This is a genomic window from Burkholderia sp. RF7-non_BP4 (assembly GCF_001521935.1).
In the GTDB taxonomy this organism is placed as follows: Bacteria; Pseudomonadota; Gammaproteobacteria; order Burkholderiales; family Burkholderiaceae; genus Burkholderia; species Burkholderia diffusa.
On the sequence record NZ_LOTA01000055.1, the window covers coordinates 56,081 to 72,046 of the forward strand.

General features: G+C 68.2%; 11 protein-coding genes. 7 read left to right on the forward strand and 4 right to left on the reverse strand.

Annotation, left to right across the window (positions count from 1 at the left end; translation table 11 throughout):
• Positions 1-224: 224 nt before the first annotated feature.
• Positions 225-1,643: an MFS transporter gene (locus WS49_RS20365; protein WP_059532600.1), complete on the reverse strand. Its 1,419-nt coding sequence runs from the start codon at positions 1,641-1,643 to the stop codon at positions 225-227.
• A gap of 420 nt (positions 1,644-2,063) precedes the next feature.
• Between WS49_RS20365 and WS49_RS20370 the strand changes: the two genes are divergently transcribed.
• Positions 2,064-4,523, forward strand: a complete 2,460-nt coding sequence (locus WS49_RS20370) for a DUF3772 domain-containing protein (protein WP_059532603.1) — start codon at positions 2,064-2,066, stop codon at positions 4,521-4,523.
• 132 nt (positions 4,524-4,655) lie between these two features.
• On the opposite strand, the gene amaB is transcribed toward WS49_RS20370, so the two are convergent.
• Complete coding sequence (gene amaB / locus WS49_RS20375; RefSeq protein ID WP_059532606.1) at positions 4,656-6,167, reverse strand: L-piperidine-6-carboxylate dehydrogenase; 1,512 nt, start codon at positions 6,165-6,167, stop codon at positions 4,656-4,658.
• A 680-nt stretch (positions 6,168-6,847) separates the two neighbouring features.
• Between amaB and WS49_RS20380 the strand changes: the two genes are divergently transcribed.
• From WS49_RS20380 to WS49_RS20390, 3 genes are all read left to right on the forward strand, one after another.
• On the forward strand, positions 6,848-8,428 hold the full coding sequence (locus tag WS49_RS20380; RefSeq protein WP_059532609.1) for an amino acid permease: 1,581 nt from the start codon (positions 6,848-6,850) through the stop codon (positions 8,426-8,428).
• Positions 8,429-8,563: 135 nt separating this feature from the next.
• Complete coding sequence (locus WS49_RS20385) at positions 8,564-9,832, forward strand: NAD(P)/FAD-dependent oxidoreductase (RefSeq protein WP_059532610.1); 1,269 nt, start codon at positions 8,564-8,566, stop codon at positions 9,830-9,832.
• A gap of 115 nt (positions 9,833-9,947) precedes the next feature.
• The gene (locus WS49_RS20390; protein WP_059464545.1) at positions 9,948-10,622 is read left to right on the forward strand and encodes a TetR family transcriptional regulator; all 675 of its coding nucleotides are present in this window, start codon (positions 9,948-9,950) and stop codon (positions 10,620-10,622) included.
• 123 nt (positions 10,623-10,745) lie between these two features.
• Here the strand turns inward: WS49_RS20390 and WS49_RS20395 are convergent, their stop codons facing one another.
• Both WS49_RS20395 and WS49_RS20400 read right to left on the reverse strand, forming a co-directional pair.
• Positions 10,746-12,572: a phospholipase D-like domain-containing protein gene (locus WS49_RS20395; protein WP_059532613.1), complete on the reverse strand. Its 1,827-nt coding sequence runs from the start codon at positions 12,570-12,572 to the stop codon at positions 10,746-10,748.
• Between the two features lie 104 nt (positions 12,573-12,676).
• Complete coding sequence (locus WS49_RS20400; RefSeq protein ID WP_059532616.1) at positions 12,677-13,435, reverse strand: DeoR/GlpR family DNA-binding transcription regulator; 759 nt, start codon at positions 13,433-13,435, stop codon at positions 12,677-12,679.
• Positions 13,436-13,640: 205 nt separating this feature from the next.
• Here WS49_RS20400 and WS49_RS20405 point away from each other — a divergent pair, with 205 nt between their 5' ends.
• From WS49_RS20405 to nadE, 3 genes are all read left to right on the forward strand, one after another.
• Positions 13,641-13,826, forward strand: coding sequence for a hypothetical protein (locus tag WS49_RS20405; protein WP_006752380.1), 186 nt, complete (start codon positions 13,641-13,643; stop codon positions 13,824-13,826).
• Between the two features lie 188 nt (positions 13,827-14,014).
• Positions 14,015-14,884, forward strand: a complete 870-nt coding sequence (locus WS49_RS20410; protein ID WP_059532619.1) for a DMT family transporter — start codon at positions 14,015-14,017, stop codon at positions 14,882-14,884.
• Positions 14,885-15,109: 225 nt separating this feature from the next.
• Positions 15,110-15,958: an ammonia-dependent NAD(+) synthetase gene (nadE, locus tag WS49_RS20415; RefSeq protein WP_059532621.1), complete on the forward strand. Its 849-nt coding sequence runs from the start codon at positions 15,110-15,112 to the stop codon at positions 15,956-15,958.
• Positions 15,959-15,966 lie beyond the last annotated feature (8 nt).

The window sequence follows — 15,966 nt, forward strand, 5'->3', positions numbered from 1 at the left end:
CGCCGACGCCTCTTCGCGGTGGAGTCGTTCGCAGTACAACGCGTTCGGTCCAATGGCGGCTAATGAGTCGTCAGGTCTTTCATTCTACCCGCGCGGACACGAATCGGCAGGGCCGAACCCCCGGTTTCGCGGCGGTGTTGCGCTTCGTCACGCTTTGTTTCAACTCGTTGCCGCTTGCTTGTCACCCGCGTGCCGCACGCGACACGCGAGTGCGCAACCGGCGTCTACTTCGAAATGGTTTCGAGCGCGATGCCTTTGGTGCGCGGCCCCATGAACCCGATCGCGGCCATCACGATCACCATCGCGCCGGCAATGAACGCGAACACGCCGAACGTGCCGAAGCCCTTCAGCACGGCCGCGATCACGAACGACGAGAAGATCGCCGAGAAGCGGCTCCACGAGTAGACGAAGCCCACCGCGCGCGCGCGGATCGACGTCGGGAACAGCTCGGCCTGATATGCGTGGAAGCTGTACGACATGATGTTGCTCGCGAGCGTGAGGCCGATGCCGAGCACGATCAGGAATGCGCCCGCCGTCGTCTGGCTGAACAGCAGCCCGCAGACGACGATCGCCGCCGCCATCGCGACGATCACCGACTTGCGCTCGAAGCGGTCGGCGATCACGAGGCCGATCAGCGGGCCGAGCGGCGCCGCGAGCGCGATCACGCTCGAATACATGAGACTCGACGTGATCGTGATGCCCTGCTTGATCAGCAGCGTCGGCACCCAGTTCGCGAAGCCGTAGAAACCGACCGTCTGGAACACGTTGAAGATCGTCATCATGATCGTGCGGCTGCGATACGGCGGCACCCACATGTCGCGGAAGCTGCCGCGCGGCGGCACCGGCTCGGCCGGCGAGGGCGGCGGCAGCGGCCGGCCATATTCGGCTTCGACCTTCGCCTCGAGCGCGCGCATGATGCGATCGGCTTCGTCGACGCGCCCCTGCTGCGCGAGCCAGCGCGGGCTCTCGGGCAACTCGCGGCGAATCCACCACACGAACAGCGCGCCGTGCGCGCCGATCAGCACGACCCAGCGCCAGCCGTCGAGGCCGAGCGGTGCGTGCGGCACGAGCAGGTACGCGAGGAACGCGACCACCGGCACCGCGACGAAGCCGACCGCCTGCTCGCACGCGAACGCGCGGCCGCGGATCTGCTTCGGCACGAGTTCGGAGATGTACGTGCCGATCGTCACCATCTCGACGCCGAGGCCGAGACCGACGACGAAGCGCCAGAAGTTCAAGCCGCCCGCCGTGTCCTGGAACGCCATCACGACGTTGGCGGCCGTGTACCACAACAGCGACCACGTGAAGATCGCGCGGCGGCCGAAGCGGTCCGCGAGGAAGCCGCATGCGATCGTGCCGATGAAGAGGCCGGAAAACAGCGCGGCGATGAAGCTCGCGACGCCCGTGGTGCCGAACAGGCCGTGCGTCGTCGCGGACAGGATCCCGCTCTTCACGAGGCCCGGCGCAACGTAGCCGCTGTACAGCAGATCGTAGAGTTCGAAGAAGAAGCCGAGGCTCAGCAGCACGACGAGCTTCCAGACGCTGCGGGTCGGCGGCAGGCGATCGAGGCGGGCCGAAATCGAGCCGGCGTCGATGGAAGAGGACGAGGCGGCTGCCGGTGGAAAGCTGTCCGTTGAGACCATCTTGGTCGTGTCTCCTGATCGTGTCGTGTGTTTTGTTGTCCGGCGGCCAGCGGGCCGCCGTCGGGCGATTCGCTGCATTGTACCGGCACGCCGCGCGGGCCGCGCGGCGTGGCGAACCGGTTCGGACAACCCACTTTCGCGCCGGGTATTGTGTAAATTGCGTAACCGTCTGTCGGATCTGTAAGGTTCGCCGGCGTCGCGACGTTTCGCTGCCGGACTGCGAACGCAACCCGTCGCGGCCCCGCCGGCAGGGGCTCGCGGGGCCATCGCATGCCCGCGCGGGCATCGCGGTACGCGCCAGGCAAGATGCACGATCGGCAGCGCCGCGGCCGCCATGCCCCGGTAACATGCTACCGGGCCAACTCCCGGCTTCCGGGTGCCTTGCGGCACCCGTCATTGTCGGCAAAACGTAAGCATTCCATGTCCATACAACGACTATCCACGTACGCACGCCGGATCGCGCTGTTCGCACTGCTGCAGTTCGCGGCGATCGCGGCCGCGTCGGCATTTCCGACGGCCGCGTCCGCCCCGGGCGCGAGCGGCGTCGGCGTCCCCGTGCCGACGATTTCGCTCGGCGACGCCGTTGCGCAACTCAAGCAGATGCAGGTGCAGCAGGACCGCATCAAGCAGCAGACGTCGAACGCGACCAACAGCAAGGAGCTCGACGAACTCGGCGACGCGACCCAGGAACTGAGCGCCGACGTCGACAAGCTGCAGAGCCAGCTCGCGCCGCAGCGCACGCAGGTCCAGGCGCAACTCGACGTGCTCGGCCCGCCGCCGGCCCCGGGCGCATCGCCCGAAACACCCGCCGTCGCACAGCAGCGGGCGACGCTGAACGCGCGCAAGGCGCAGATCGACGCGGCGCTGAAGCAGGCCGCCGACCAGAAGACCAACCTCGCGAACCTGAACGACCAGTTCTCGAAGCTGCACCGCAGCTTGCTGAAGAACCAGCTTGCGTTCCGTTCCGGCAGCATCTTCGGTGCGCAGTTCTGGCTGCCGCTGTTCCATCTGTCGCCGGACGACGTCCAGCGGCTCGACGATTTCAACGACGAACTGCGCGACATGCTGCGTTCGTCCTGGACACCCGGCCAGCGCGCGCTCACCACGCTGCTGGTGATCGCCGCGCTCGCGGCCTGGCTCGGCGGCCGCCGCATCGTCGAACGCGGGCTTGCGTGGTTCTGCCTGAACCGCCTGCCGCCCACGCGGCTGCGCCGCAGTGCGCTGGCGCTGGCGACGGCGTTCTCGACGCTGCTCGCGACCGCGGTCGCCGTCCAGATCCTCTATCTCGCGCTCGCCCGCCACGCCGAGCTCACGTCGTCGATGACCGATCTGTGGGACCAGTTCGCGAAGCTCGCCGTGACCTGCGCGCTGATCGCCGGCCTCGGCCGTGCGCTGCTTTGCACGAAGCATCCGTCGTGGCGGCTGCCCGCGCTCGCCGATCCCGTCGCGCTCGCGATGAGGCCGTTCCCCGGTGTGCTGGCCGCGCTGCTGCTGATGTCGGGCACGCTCGAATCGATCAACCGGATCGTCGATACCAGCCTGTCCGTCACGTTGTTCGGCCGCGGCATCGTCTCTCTCGTCGTCGCGCTGACCGTCGGCGCGTCGATCCTGCGCGCGAATCGCGTCCGCAGCGCGCTTGCGGCATCCGGCGAGGCGCCCGAAGATCGCTCGACGCTCGCGGGGCTGATCCATGCGGGCGTCACGCTGGCGATCGTCGTGTCGCTCGGCGCGCTGCTGATCGGCTACATCACGGTCGCACGCTTCATCACGTACGAGCTCGTGTGGTTCGAGATCGTGCTGTGCAGCGTCTACATCATGACGCAGCTGACGCGCGACGCGAGCGAAAGCCTGTTCTCCGCGAACCTGTCGACCGGCAAGCAGATCAAGCACCTGTTCGCGCTCGACGACCGGCATCTCGACCAGGCCCACACCGTCGTGTCCGGTCTCGGCACGAGCCTGCTGATGCTGGTCGCGGCGATCGCGTTGCTGACGGGCGGTTTCGGCACGACGCCGAGCGACCTGCTCGACAGCGCGGTCGCGATGATCGGCGGCCAGCGGCTGCAGAGCCTGAACATCATGCCCGACCGGATCATGAACGCGGTGATCGGGTTCGCGATCGGCTTCTACCTGCTGCGCTCGGTGCGGCGCTGGCTCGACAGCGAGTTCATGCCGGCACTCGGCATGGATGCGGGAATGCGCGTGTCGCTGATCACGTTGTTCACCAACGTCGGCTACGTGCTGCTCGTGCTGATGACGCTGGGGCTGCTCGGCGTCAAGTGGAGCAACCTCGCGTGGATCGTCAGCGCGCTGTCGGTCGGTATCGGTTTCGGCCTGCAGGAGATCGTGAAGAACTTCGTGTCGGGACTGATCCTGCTGACCGAGCGGCCGGTGAAGGTCGGCGACATGGTCAGCATCGCGGGCGTCGAAGGCGACATCCGCCGCATCAACGTGCGCGCGACCGAGATCCAGCTCAGCGATCGCTCGACCGTGATCGTGCCGAACTCGCAGCTGATCTCGCAGAACGTGCGCAACGTGACGATGGGCAACAGCACGCAGGGCGTCGCGACGCTGATGCTGACGTTCCCGCTGAACACCGACCCCGAGCAGGTGCGCGACCTGCTGCTCGATGCATATCGCGAGCATCCGGCGATTCTCGACAAGCCGGCGCCGTCGGTCACGTTCAGCCAGCTGGCGCCGGACGGGATCACGCTGAGCGTCACAGGCTACGTGGCGAGTCCGCGGATCGCGAGCACGACGAAGAGCGACCTGCTGTTCGAGATCCTGAAGCAGTTGCGGGCGTCGCAGATCACGCTGTCGACGCCGCAGATGCTGGTCGTGCAGAACATGCCGGCAGTCGACGGATCCACCCGGCACGAATGAATACGTGATCGGGCAGGCGCGGATCGGGCATCGCCGCGCACGCATCGCCGAAAACAACAAGGGCCGGTTGCCGCTTTCGCGGCAACCGACCCTTGTCATTCGAACGTCAACGCGCCCTGACGGGCCGCTGCGTCACACGTCGAACTTCACGCCCTGCGCCAACGGCAGCTGACGGCTGTAGTTGATCGTGTTCGTCGCACGGCGCATGTACGCCTTCCACGCATCCGAACCCGACTCGCGGCCGCCGCCCGTTTCCTTCTCGCCGCCGAACGCGCCGCCGATCTCCGCGCCGCTCGTGCCGATGTTCACGTTGACGATCCCGCAATCGCTGCCCGCCGCCGACATGAACTGCTCGGCCTCGCGCATGTCGTTCGTGAAGATCGCCGACGACAGGCCCTGCGGCACCGCGTTGTGCACGTCGATCGCGTCTTCGAAGTCGTCGTAGACCATCACGTAGAGAATCGGCGCGAACGTCTCGCGCTCGACCACCGCCGATTGCTTCGGCATCCGTACGATGGCCGGACGCACGTAGTACGCATCCGCGTGACCGACATCGATGCGCTCGCCGCCCTTCACTTCGCCGCCCTGCTCGCGTGCGTCGGCCAGCGCCTTCTGCATCGCGTCGAACGACGCACGGTCGACCAGCGGGCCGACGAGCGTGCCTTCCTCGAGCGGGTTGCCGACCTTCACCGACGCATAGGCCTTCTCGATGCGCGGCAGCAGCTGGTCGACGACGCTGCGATGCACGATCAGGCGACGCAGCGTCGTGCAACGCTGGCCGGCCGTGCCGACCGCCGCGAACGTGACGGCGCGCACCACGAGGTCGAGGTCGGCGCTCGGCGCGACGATCATCCCGTTGTTGCCGCCGAGTTCGAGGATGCCGCGCGCGAGACGCTGGCTCAGCACCTTCGCGACTTCCGTGCCCATCCGCACGCTGCCGGTCGCGCTGATGACCGGCACCTTCTTCGACGACGTCAGCACCTCGCCGACATCGCGCATGCCGAGCACGAGCTGGCTCAGGCCTTCCGGCGCGACGCCCGGATGCGTCTTGTCGAATTCGCGCAGCGCCTTGGCGAGCAGCTGGTGACATGCGATCGCGGTGAGCGGCGTCTTTTCCGACGGCTTCCACACGACCGGATCGCCGCACACGAACGCGAGCGCGGCATTCCACGCCCACACCGCGACCGGGAAGTTGAACGCCGAGATCACGCCGCACACGCCGATCGGGTGCCACGTCTCCATCATCCGGTGACCCGGGCGCTCGGACGCGATGGTCAGGCCGTAAAGCTGACGCGACAAGCCGACCGCGAAGTCGCAGATGTCGATCATTTCCTGCACTTCGCCGAGCCCTTCCGACGTGATCTTGCCGGCTTCGAGCGTGACGAGGCGGCCGAGCTCGGCCTTGTGCTCGCGCAGCACGTTGCCGAACACGCGCACGAGCTCGCCGCGCACCGGCGCCGGCACCGTGCGCCACTTGAGGAATGCGTCGTGCGCGGCGTCGATCTTGCGCTCGGCGTCGGCGGGCGAGTCCACCGCCAGCGTCGCGAGCGTCGCGCCGTCGAGCGGCGAACGCGCGGTCAGCGCATTGCCTTTCCACTGGGCGAGATCGATGTCGAGCGCAGCAAGAATGTCGTTGAATTGCATCACTTCCTCTTCAGGGACAGATTGATCGGTGCGGCGGCGACGCCGCCCGCGTGATTCGATTGGAGCGCGTTCGCGCGCCCTGTGCAAGCGGATGCGCAGCTCGGCAGGCCCGGTGCGCCGCCTGGCGCATCGCGCGGCGCCGCCGCCGGAAACCCGGCCCGACGGCACGCCCCGGCCTCGCGAGGCACGATCCATGAGACACATTGTCGATGGCCACAAGTCGGGCCGCTATTGATATTAACTCACGACTTCATTCCCAAAACGCAACACCTCGGCAGGACTGATCCGCCCGTTTCGACGCCGGCATGGGACGTGTCCAGGGCCGATGGCCGGGCCGCCCGACCCGATTGCGCCGCGCGACAAGTTGATGACAAAGCCGCATCACCCTGTGCGGAAATATCGTTTGCCGCGCATGCGGCCGGCACACACAATCGGTGCGGCGTCGACGAGGTGCACGGCACCCGGCGCGCCGACGGCCGCCCAGCGGCAGCCGGACGACAGACGAAGACGACACGCGTCGCGCACCGCTGCACCGCTGCACCGGTAAATCCGGTCAATCCGGTGGATCCGGTGGATCCGGACCAGGCCCGCGAAGCAGTGCCGCTGACCGCCGGCCGGCCGCCGACGCGTCGCCCTTCGTCACCAAAAAACAATCCCGGAGACAGCGCCCAGCACCCGCCATGCATTCAGATGCCCGCCCCGACTCGCCCCGTCCGTCCGGCTCGCCGCCCGCGAAGCCGTCCCTCCACCGCGCGCTGCAGGCGCGTCATCTGCGGATGATCGCGATCGGCGGCTCGATCGGCACGGGCCTGTTCGTGGCGTCCGGCGCGTCGATCTCGCAGGCCGGCCCCGGCGGCGCGATGCTCGCGTACATGCTGATCGGCCTGATGGTCTACTTCCTGATGACGAGCCTCGGCGAAATGGCCGCGTTCATGCCGGTGTCGGGATCGTTCGCGACCTACGGCGCGAAATTCGTCGACGAGGGCTTCGGTTTCGCGCTCGGCTGGAACTACTGGTACAGCTGGGCCGTGACGCTCGCGGTCGAACTCGTCGCCGCGCAGCTCGTGATGCACTACTGGTTTCCGCACGTGCCGGGCGTCTGGTGGAGCGCGATCTTCCTCACGCTGATCTTCGCGCTCAACGCGCTGTCGGTACGCGGTTTCGGCGAAGCCGAATACTGGTTCGCGCTGATCAAGGTGCTGACGGTGGTCGCGTTCGTCGGCATCGGCCTGTTGATGATCTTCGGGATCATGCAAGGCGGCCCGAGCGCGGGCTGGGGCAACTTCACGATCGGCGACGCGCCCTTCGCGGGCGGTTGGGCAACGATGCTCGGCGTCGCGATGATCGCGGGCTTCTCGTTCCAGGGCACCGAAATGATCGGCGTCGCGGCCGGCGAATCGGAGAACCCGCGCACGACGATCCCGCGCGCGGTCAGCCAGATCTTCTGGCGCATCCTGCTGTTCTACGTGTTCGCGATCTTCGTGATCGGCGTGCTGATTCCATACACGGACCCGAGCCTGCTGAAGAGCGACGTGACCGACGTCGGCGTGAGCCCGTTCACGCTCGTGTTCCGCCATGCGGGCCTCGCGTTCGCCGCCGGCGTGATGAACGCGGTGATCCTGACGGCCGTGCTGTCGGCCGGCAACTCCGGCATGTACGCGTCGACGCGGATGCTCTACAACCTCGCGGTCGAAGGCCGCGCGCCGAAGCTGTTCGCGAAGCTGTCGCCGGGCGGCGTGCCGCGCAATGCGCTGTATGCGACGACCGCCGTCGGCGCGCTGTGCTTCCTCACGTCGCTGTATGGCGACAAGACGGTGTACCTGTGGCTGCTGAACACGTCGGGCATGGCCGGTTTCATCACGTGGCTCGGCATCGCGGTCAGCCATTACCGGTTCCGCAAGGGCTTCCTGAAGCAGGGCTTTCGGCTCGACCAGTTGCCATACCGGTCGACGTGGTTTCCGTTCGGCCCGCTGTTCGCATTCGCGTTGTGCGCCATCGTCGCGCTCGGCCAGGACTACCAGGCGTTCCTCGCCGACAGGATCGACTGGGCCGGCATCGCCGCGACCTACATCGGCCTGCCGTTCTTCCTCGCGATCTGGCTCGGCTACGCGCTGGTGCGCAAATGCCGCCTCGTCCGCTACGAGGACATGGAGATCGCGCCGTGGATCGAGCGCAACGCGACGCCCGAGGCGACGGTAAAGGCCGATGCCGGCTATCCGGCCTACGTCGCCGCCCCGGCCAACCCGACGCCGGGCGCCTGACGCCCGGTCGCGCAACGGCCGCCGCCCGATCGCCGCGGCCGTTGCACTGAAAACCCCATTCGACGCGGCGCGCGCGTTCAGGCAAGATCGACGCGCGCCGTCCGTTTTTCCGCCGTTACGAATCACCGAAAACGCATGCAGAACTTCTACGAAGCCACCGTTACCCGCCAGCCCTACCCGCAACTGACCGGCACGATCGACACGCAGGTCTGCATCGTCGGCGGCGGCCTCGCCGGCCTGTGCACGGCGCTCGGCCTCGTCGAGCGCGGTGTGCGGGACGTCGTCGTGCTCGACGGCGAGCGGGTCGGCTTCGGCGCATCGGGCCGCAACGGCGGCTTCGTGTTCGGCGGCTACAGCCTCGACAACGCGGACCTGCTGCGCACGCTCGGCCGCGACGAAGGCCGCCGCCTGTACCGGCTCACCGTCGATGCCGTCGACCTGATCCGCGCGCGGATCGCCCGCTACGGAATCGACTGCGACATCGTCGACGAGGGCGTGATGCTCGCGAACTGGTTCGACGATCCATCGCGGCTCGACGGCGTGCGCACGCTGATGAAGCAGGAATTCAACGTCGACTGGGAACCGGTCGCGACCGACGCGCTGCGCGCGCGGCTGAAGACGCAGCGCTATTACGGCGGCCTGTTCGAGCCGAACGCGTTCCACTTCCATCCGCTCAAGTACGTGCTCGGCGTCGCGGCGGCCGCATCGAGCGGCGGCGCGCGCGTGTTCGAACGCTCGGCCGCGCTCGGCATCGCGCGCGAAGGCGCCGGCTACGTCGTGCGCACGGCGCAGGGCACGGTGCGCGCGAAGGACGTCGTGTTCGCCGGCGGCGGTTACGCGCGCGGCGTGTCGCCGCGCATCGAGCGCGCGGTGCTGCCGATCGCGACTTACGTGATCGCGACCGAACCGCTCGGCACGCGCCTGCCGGACGCGATCGACGCGCCGTACGCGATCTACGACACGCGTTTCGCGTTCGACTACTACCGTCCGCTGAAGGACACGCGCATTCTGTGGGGCGGCCGGATCTCCGTGCTCGACCGCGGCCCCGACGCGATCGCGCGGCTGCTGCGACGCGACCTGCTGCGCGTGTATCCGCAGCTCGAAGGCGTGAAGGTCGAATACGCCTGGGGCGGGCTGATGAGCTACGCGCGGCACAAGATGCCGCAGATCGGCCGCGACGCGGACGGCGTGTGGCACGCGATCGCATTCGGCGGTCACGGGATGGCGCCCACCACCGTCGCCGGCGAAGCGCTCGCCGCCGCGCTTGCCGGCGAGCGGCCCGTGCCGGAAGGCTTCGCCGCGTTCGGGCTCACGCGCACGTTCGGGCTCGCGGGCCTCGCCGCCGCGCAGCTCACGTACACCGCGTACCAGGCCCGCGACGCGCTCGCGTCGTGCCGGCGCTGAGCGGCGGCGGCAGCCGAAACCGCCCGGCCGATTAGAGCGAAAGGTCGGCCGGGCGGGCATTTCCCGCATGCTAGAATGGTTTCTTCATGCCGCCGCGAACTCACAACAAAGTCACATGAAAGCTGGAAGCAAGGCCGCCACGTCCGAAAGCCGCGCGCTTGCGACCGATGCGCGGCGCAAATACGATCCCGAGCAAACCAAGCGCAACATCCTCGACGTCGCCACGCAGGAGTTTTCCGCGATGGGCCTCGCCGGTGCGCGCGTCGACGCGATCGCCGAGCGCACGAACACGACGAAGCGGATGCTCTACTACTACTTCGAAAGCAAGGAAGGCCTGTACGAGGCCGTGCTGGAGAAGGTGTACGGCGACATCCGCGCGCTCGAGCAGGAACTGCACGTCGGCGACATGGAGCCGCGCGAAGGCATGCGCCGGCTCGTCGAATTCACGTTCGACTATCACGACAAGCATCGCGATTTCGTCCGCCTCGTGTCGATCGAGAACATCCACGGCGCGAAGTATCTCGAACAGCTGAAGTCGTTCAAGAACCGCAACGTCAGCATCATCAAGACGCTCGAGGAACTGCTCGAGCGCGGTGCGGCGAGCGGCGCCTTCCGCAAGGACATCGACGCGTTCGACCTGCATCTGCTGATCAGCTCGTTCTGCTTCCACCGCGTGTCGAACCGCTATACGTTCGGCGCCGCGTTCGGCCGCGATCCGTCGGCGCCGCGGCTGCGCGCGCGACATCGCGAGACGATCACCGACTCCGTGCTGCGCTACGTCGCCGCGTAGGCGCACCGCGCGATTCCGCCCGAAGGCCGGCTGGCGAGCGCTCCACTCGCCGTCCGGCACACCTCCCGAACGTCGCCCCGCCGCGTGCAACCGGCATGAGCCGGACGCACGCGGCACGCTCCTTCAGGCCGCCTCACGCCGCGCGTGCGTCGCGGGCGAGTCCGTCGGCACGGTCGACGCCAGCGCGATCCGCGCCTTCTCTTCCGGGCTTCCCGCCACGTAATATTTCTTCGCCCAGCTCGAATCCGGTGCGAGCGCGAGTTGCCGATGCGCACCGGCGCCATGCCGTTTCGTCTCGATCGACAGCGCCCGCGCGCGGTAGTGCTCGTAGAGCCGCAGGAATTCCGCGAGATAGATCGCCGCGATCCGCGTGTCGCGAATCTCGAGCAGGTTCTCGTCGTTGTATTGCTCGGAGTTGCGGCTCATGTTCGCCGAGCCCGTGTAGACGATCGGGTTCGCGCCTTCCGCATCGATCACGATGAACTTGTGGTGGATCACGACCGGCGGATACGCCGGCGCCGGCTCGCCCGGAAAGAGGCGCAGCTCCGGCTCGAAACCCTTCGGCACCGTCGCCGGCGAAAAATACGCGGCATCGATCACGTCGCGCCGATCGCGCTGGCGATGATACAGCTCGAGGTTCGCGAGCGTCGCCGCATCGAGCGACTGCCCGTCGTGCTGCGCGGCATCGGCCTTCGTCGCGCTGCCGACGTTGATGCGGTTCACCAGGCCGAACATCATCAGACCACGATCGCCGGCTGCGAAGCATGCGTCGCGCAGCGCAGCGTCGGTCGGCATGAACAGGCAGAACGACACCGAATGCTTCGCGGCCGCGATCGCGGCGACGATCGTATCGATCTCGGTGCGCTGCCCCGCCGGCTCCGGCGAAAACGCGACGCGCACCTGCGCGCTGCCGATCGTCATCGGCGCCGACCAGCCCGCCGATAACTTCGCCGTCTCCGCGATCGGCGGATTCGCGGCCAGCGCCTGCGCACGCGCGTTGTACAGCGCCGCGAGCGCCGGCGAATCGAATGCGTGCAGCACGTTCGCCTGCTCCGTCAGCCCTTCGGTCGTGAAGTTCGCGGAGCCGGTCAGCACGCGCACGGGCGTCACCGCGGTTGCCGCATTTGCCGGTGCGTCGGTCACGATGAACTTGTCGTGCATGATGTGCGTCCGATCGCGCGGCGCGAGCGTCGCGAGGCCCTGCAGCGCGTCGACGGCCGGCTGGTTCGGCGACGGCAGCGGCGGCTTGCCCTTGCGCGCGGTCGTGTGCGCGTCGTAGACGATCGCGAGCGAAGCTTCGCCGTGCCGCCGTCCGAACGCCTCGAAAGCGGGCAGCGCCCACAGCGTGTCCGTCAGGTGATAGACGGCCGACACCGCGCGCGACGCGGGGTCGAGCATCGCCGCGAACACCTGCTCCATGTCGTTCGCGAGCCACGCGCGCAGCTTCAGTGCCTGGTCCGCGCTCGGCGCCGCATCCGGCGCGAGACCCAGCGCCGCGACCTGCTTCGCGAACGCCTGCGAGCTGACGACCGCACGGTTGAACCACGTGCCGACACCGTCCACGACGTGCGCGGGCAGCACGACATCGCACACGCCGGCCTCCGCATCGAGCACCTGCAGGTGCTCCGGCGTGCCGACGACCGGAAAGACGTCATAGCGGAACGACGCATCGCGGTCCTGCGGATCGATGCGCGCGTCCCACCACATGAATTTCTGGATCGGCGCCTGGTCGGTCGGTGCATCGCCCTGCGTGTCGGCGGCCGGGCCGTCGAACGTGAGCCGGTTCGGCAGCCAGCTGTTCGGCGCCCGCGTCTTGCCGTCGGCCGACCAGAAGCCCGGCGTGCGCCGGATCGCGAAGCCGAGGAAGTCCGTGCGCGACGCCGCATCGGGCCAGTCGAAGGCAAGCAGGACGAGGGTCGGGGAAAGATAACTGCGTACGCTGACGGTCATTCGTTGCTCCTGCCGGACGGGCCGGTCGAGATGAATGAGTCAGTGTTGACGGTGGTTCTTCCCGCGCGATGACGGTTCGATGAACCTTGTATGTCGGACCCGCGTCAGTCGCACACGAGCAGCTCGATGCCGCGCGCGGTCAGCGCGCGGCGCACGGCCTTGTCCGGCGCGCGCTCGGTGACGAGGTAGCGCGCGGCCGATGTGCCGTTGATCCGCACCGGCGTCACGCGACCGAACTTCGAATGGTCGGCGACGATGATCGCCGTGCCGGCCGCCGCGATCATCCGGCTGCGCACTTCGGCGGCGAGCCGCGAATAGTCGGTGCAGTCGCCGTCCGACGTGATGCCGCCCGCGCCGACGAACGCGAAATCGACATGGTATTGCGCGAGCTGCTGGATCGTATCGAGCCCGAACGTCGCGTCCTCGTCGTCGGACAGTTCGCCGCCGAGCAGCGTCACGCGATTGCCGTTGCGCCGCGCGAGCACGAATGCCGTGCGCCAGTCGTTCGTGTAGATCGACAGCCGGTGCCGGTCGGCCAGCGCGAGCGCGACCGCATGCGGCGTGCTGCCCGAGTCGATCAGCACCGATGCGTCGTCGGGCACGAATTCGGCCGCGCGTCGCCCGATCGTGCGCTTCGCTTCGGCGTTCGCCGCTTCACGTTCGGACAGGCTCGGCTCGCGGCGGTCCGCCGCCAGCGCGCCGCCGTGCGTCATCACGAGCAGGCCGCGCGCCGCGAGCGCATTCAGGTCGCGCCGGATCGTCTCGCGCGATACGTCGAGCGAGCGCACGAGTTCGGCAACCGACAGCGCGCCCGATCGTCCGAGCTCCGACAGAATGTATTGATGACGTTGTTCCGCCAGCATCGCAATGCGCCCGAGGCGACTGGTAATGGGTAAGCCGACCATTGTATTACGGCCGTTTGACCGCCATTTGACGACGGCGCGGCTGGCGGTCGGCGCGTTTCACGAAAGCGAAATTCTGTATTGCCCGATGCGCGCGAATCGGCACGGCAAGCGGTTGCTACACTCTGCGCTTCGCCGAACGACAGACCATCAAGGGGCTTGCGCAATGTATCGCAAAGGCAGTGTGCTCGAAATCCAGTTTTCGCCAGAACGACTCAACGACGGCGCGGGCGATCCGTACTGGATCGACCTGACGCTCGACGAGGCGCGCCGGCTGTACGAACAGCTCGCCGCGCGCTTCGCGACCGACGCACGCGCGAACCAGCCGCTCGACACGTTCTCGCTCGACTGATCCTCCCGTCCTTTCCGCGCGCCACGGCGCGCCTTCATGCCGCAGCACCTTCATCTGGCCGGCCGGTAACGGAATGGCCGCCGCGCTCGCGCCACGGGCGAATGCAGAATCCGACAAGACGGCGGCTCCGGTTCGGCCGATACTGGCCGACTTCACGATTCGTCCGGCCGTATCGCGGCCCGCCATGCATGTTCAACTCGCTCGTCGCCGCGGCTTTCGTCGCGCTGTGGTCCACCGGCTTCATCGTCGCCCGGGCAATCAAGCCGTACGCCGATCCGAACCTGTTCCTGCTCGCGCGTTTCGCCGGCACGGCCGTGCTGTTCGGCGCGGTGGCGCTCGCCGCGCGCGCGCCGTGGCCGGCCCGCCGCGAATGGCCGCGCCACCTGATCGCGGGCGCGCTGCTGCAAGGCGTCTATCTCGGCGCCAGCTACTGGGCCGTCGCGCAGGGACTGAATGCGGGCGTGATGGCGTTGCTCGGTGCGCTGCAGCCGCTCGCCACCGCCGTGCTCGCGGTGCCGCTGTTCAATGAGCGCCTGCCCGCGCGCGGCTGGCTCGGGATGGCGCTCGGGCTCGCCGGCGTCGCGCTCGTGCTCGCGCCGAAGGTGGCGGGCGGCGTCGCGCCGCCGCCGGGCGCCGCACCCGCGTGGTTCGTCGTGGCCGTGTCGATCCTGTCGGTCGGCTCGATCACCGCCGGCTCGCTGTATCAGAAGGGCAAGCTGGCGCAGAACGACCTGCGCACGGCCGTCGCCGTGCAGAACCTGGGCGCGACGATCGTCGCGGCGGTCTTCGTCGTGCTGCTGCACGAAACGCGCTGGATCGGTGCGCCGGCGCTGTGGATCTCGCTTGTGTGGGGCGTCGTGTTCCTGTCCGGCGGCGCGGTCACGATGCTGATGTGGATGCTGCGGCGCGGTAACGCCGCGCGCGCGACGTCGTTGCTGTTCCTCGCGCCGCCGCTTGCCGCGCTGCAGGGTTACTTGCTGTTCGGCGAAACGCTCGCGGCCGTCCAGCTCGCCGGCTTCGGGCTCGCGCTGGTGGGCGTCGTGCTCGCGCGGCGCTGACGCGGGCGAGCGGCAGCAGAGCGCATCCTCACCGCGCCCCTTTCATGCATCGAAACGAGGCATCCTCGTGCACGCCGGAGCCTGCCGCTCCGCGCGCTGCCCCATGACGATGCAGCGCGTCTCGCCGATGCAACGCGCGGCCGCCGGATCGCACGCCTGGCACGGCGTCGGGCTGCGATTGCGCTTATGATGAGCGCCTTGCATTTCGTTCCGGAACCACCCTCCATGACATCCGCCGATTACGCCAGCCGCCAACGCGCGATCATTGCCGAACTGAACGTCGCCCCGCAATTCGACGTCGATGCCGAAATCGCCCGCCGCGTCGACTTCCTCGCGCAGTACCTTCGTTCGACCGGCTTGCGGACCTACGTGCTCGGCATCAGCGGCGGCGTCGATTCGTCGACGGCCGGGCGGCTCGCGCAGCTGGCGGTCGAACGGCTGCGCGCCGACGGCTACGACGCCCGCTTCATCGCGATGCGCTTGCCGAACGGCGTGCAGAACGACGAAGCCGACGCACAGCGCGCGCTCGCGTTCGTGCGCGCGGACGAGACGTTCACGGTCGACGTGAAGCCGGCCGCCGACGCGATGCTCGCATCGCTCGTCGCCTCCGGCCACGCGTTCGAAAACCCGGCACAGCAGGATTTCGTGCACGGCAACATCAAGGCACGCGAACGCATGATCGCGCAGTACGCGGTCGCCGGCGCGCGGCGCGGCATCGTGATCGGCACCGACCACGCGGCCGAATCGCTGATGGGTTTCTTCACGAAATTCGGCGACGGCGGCGCGGACGTGCTGCCGCTCGCCGGCCTGAGCAAGCGCCGCGTGCGCGCGGTCGCCCGCGCGCTGGGCGGCGACGAACTGATCGTGATGAAGGTGCCGACGGCCGACCTCGAGGAACTGCGTCCGCTGCGCCCCGACGAGCACGCGTATGGCGTCACCTACGACGAGATCGACGATTTCCTCGAAGGCAAACCCGTGGCCGACAGCGTGTACGAAACGGTGCTGCGCTTCTACGACGGCTCGCGCCACAAGCGCGCGCTGCCGTACACACCGTTCGACTGGCCGGCCGCGTAAGCCCGCCG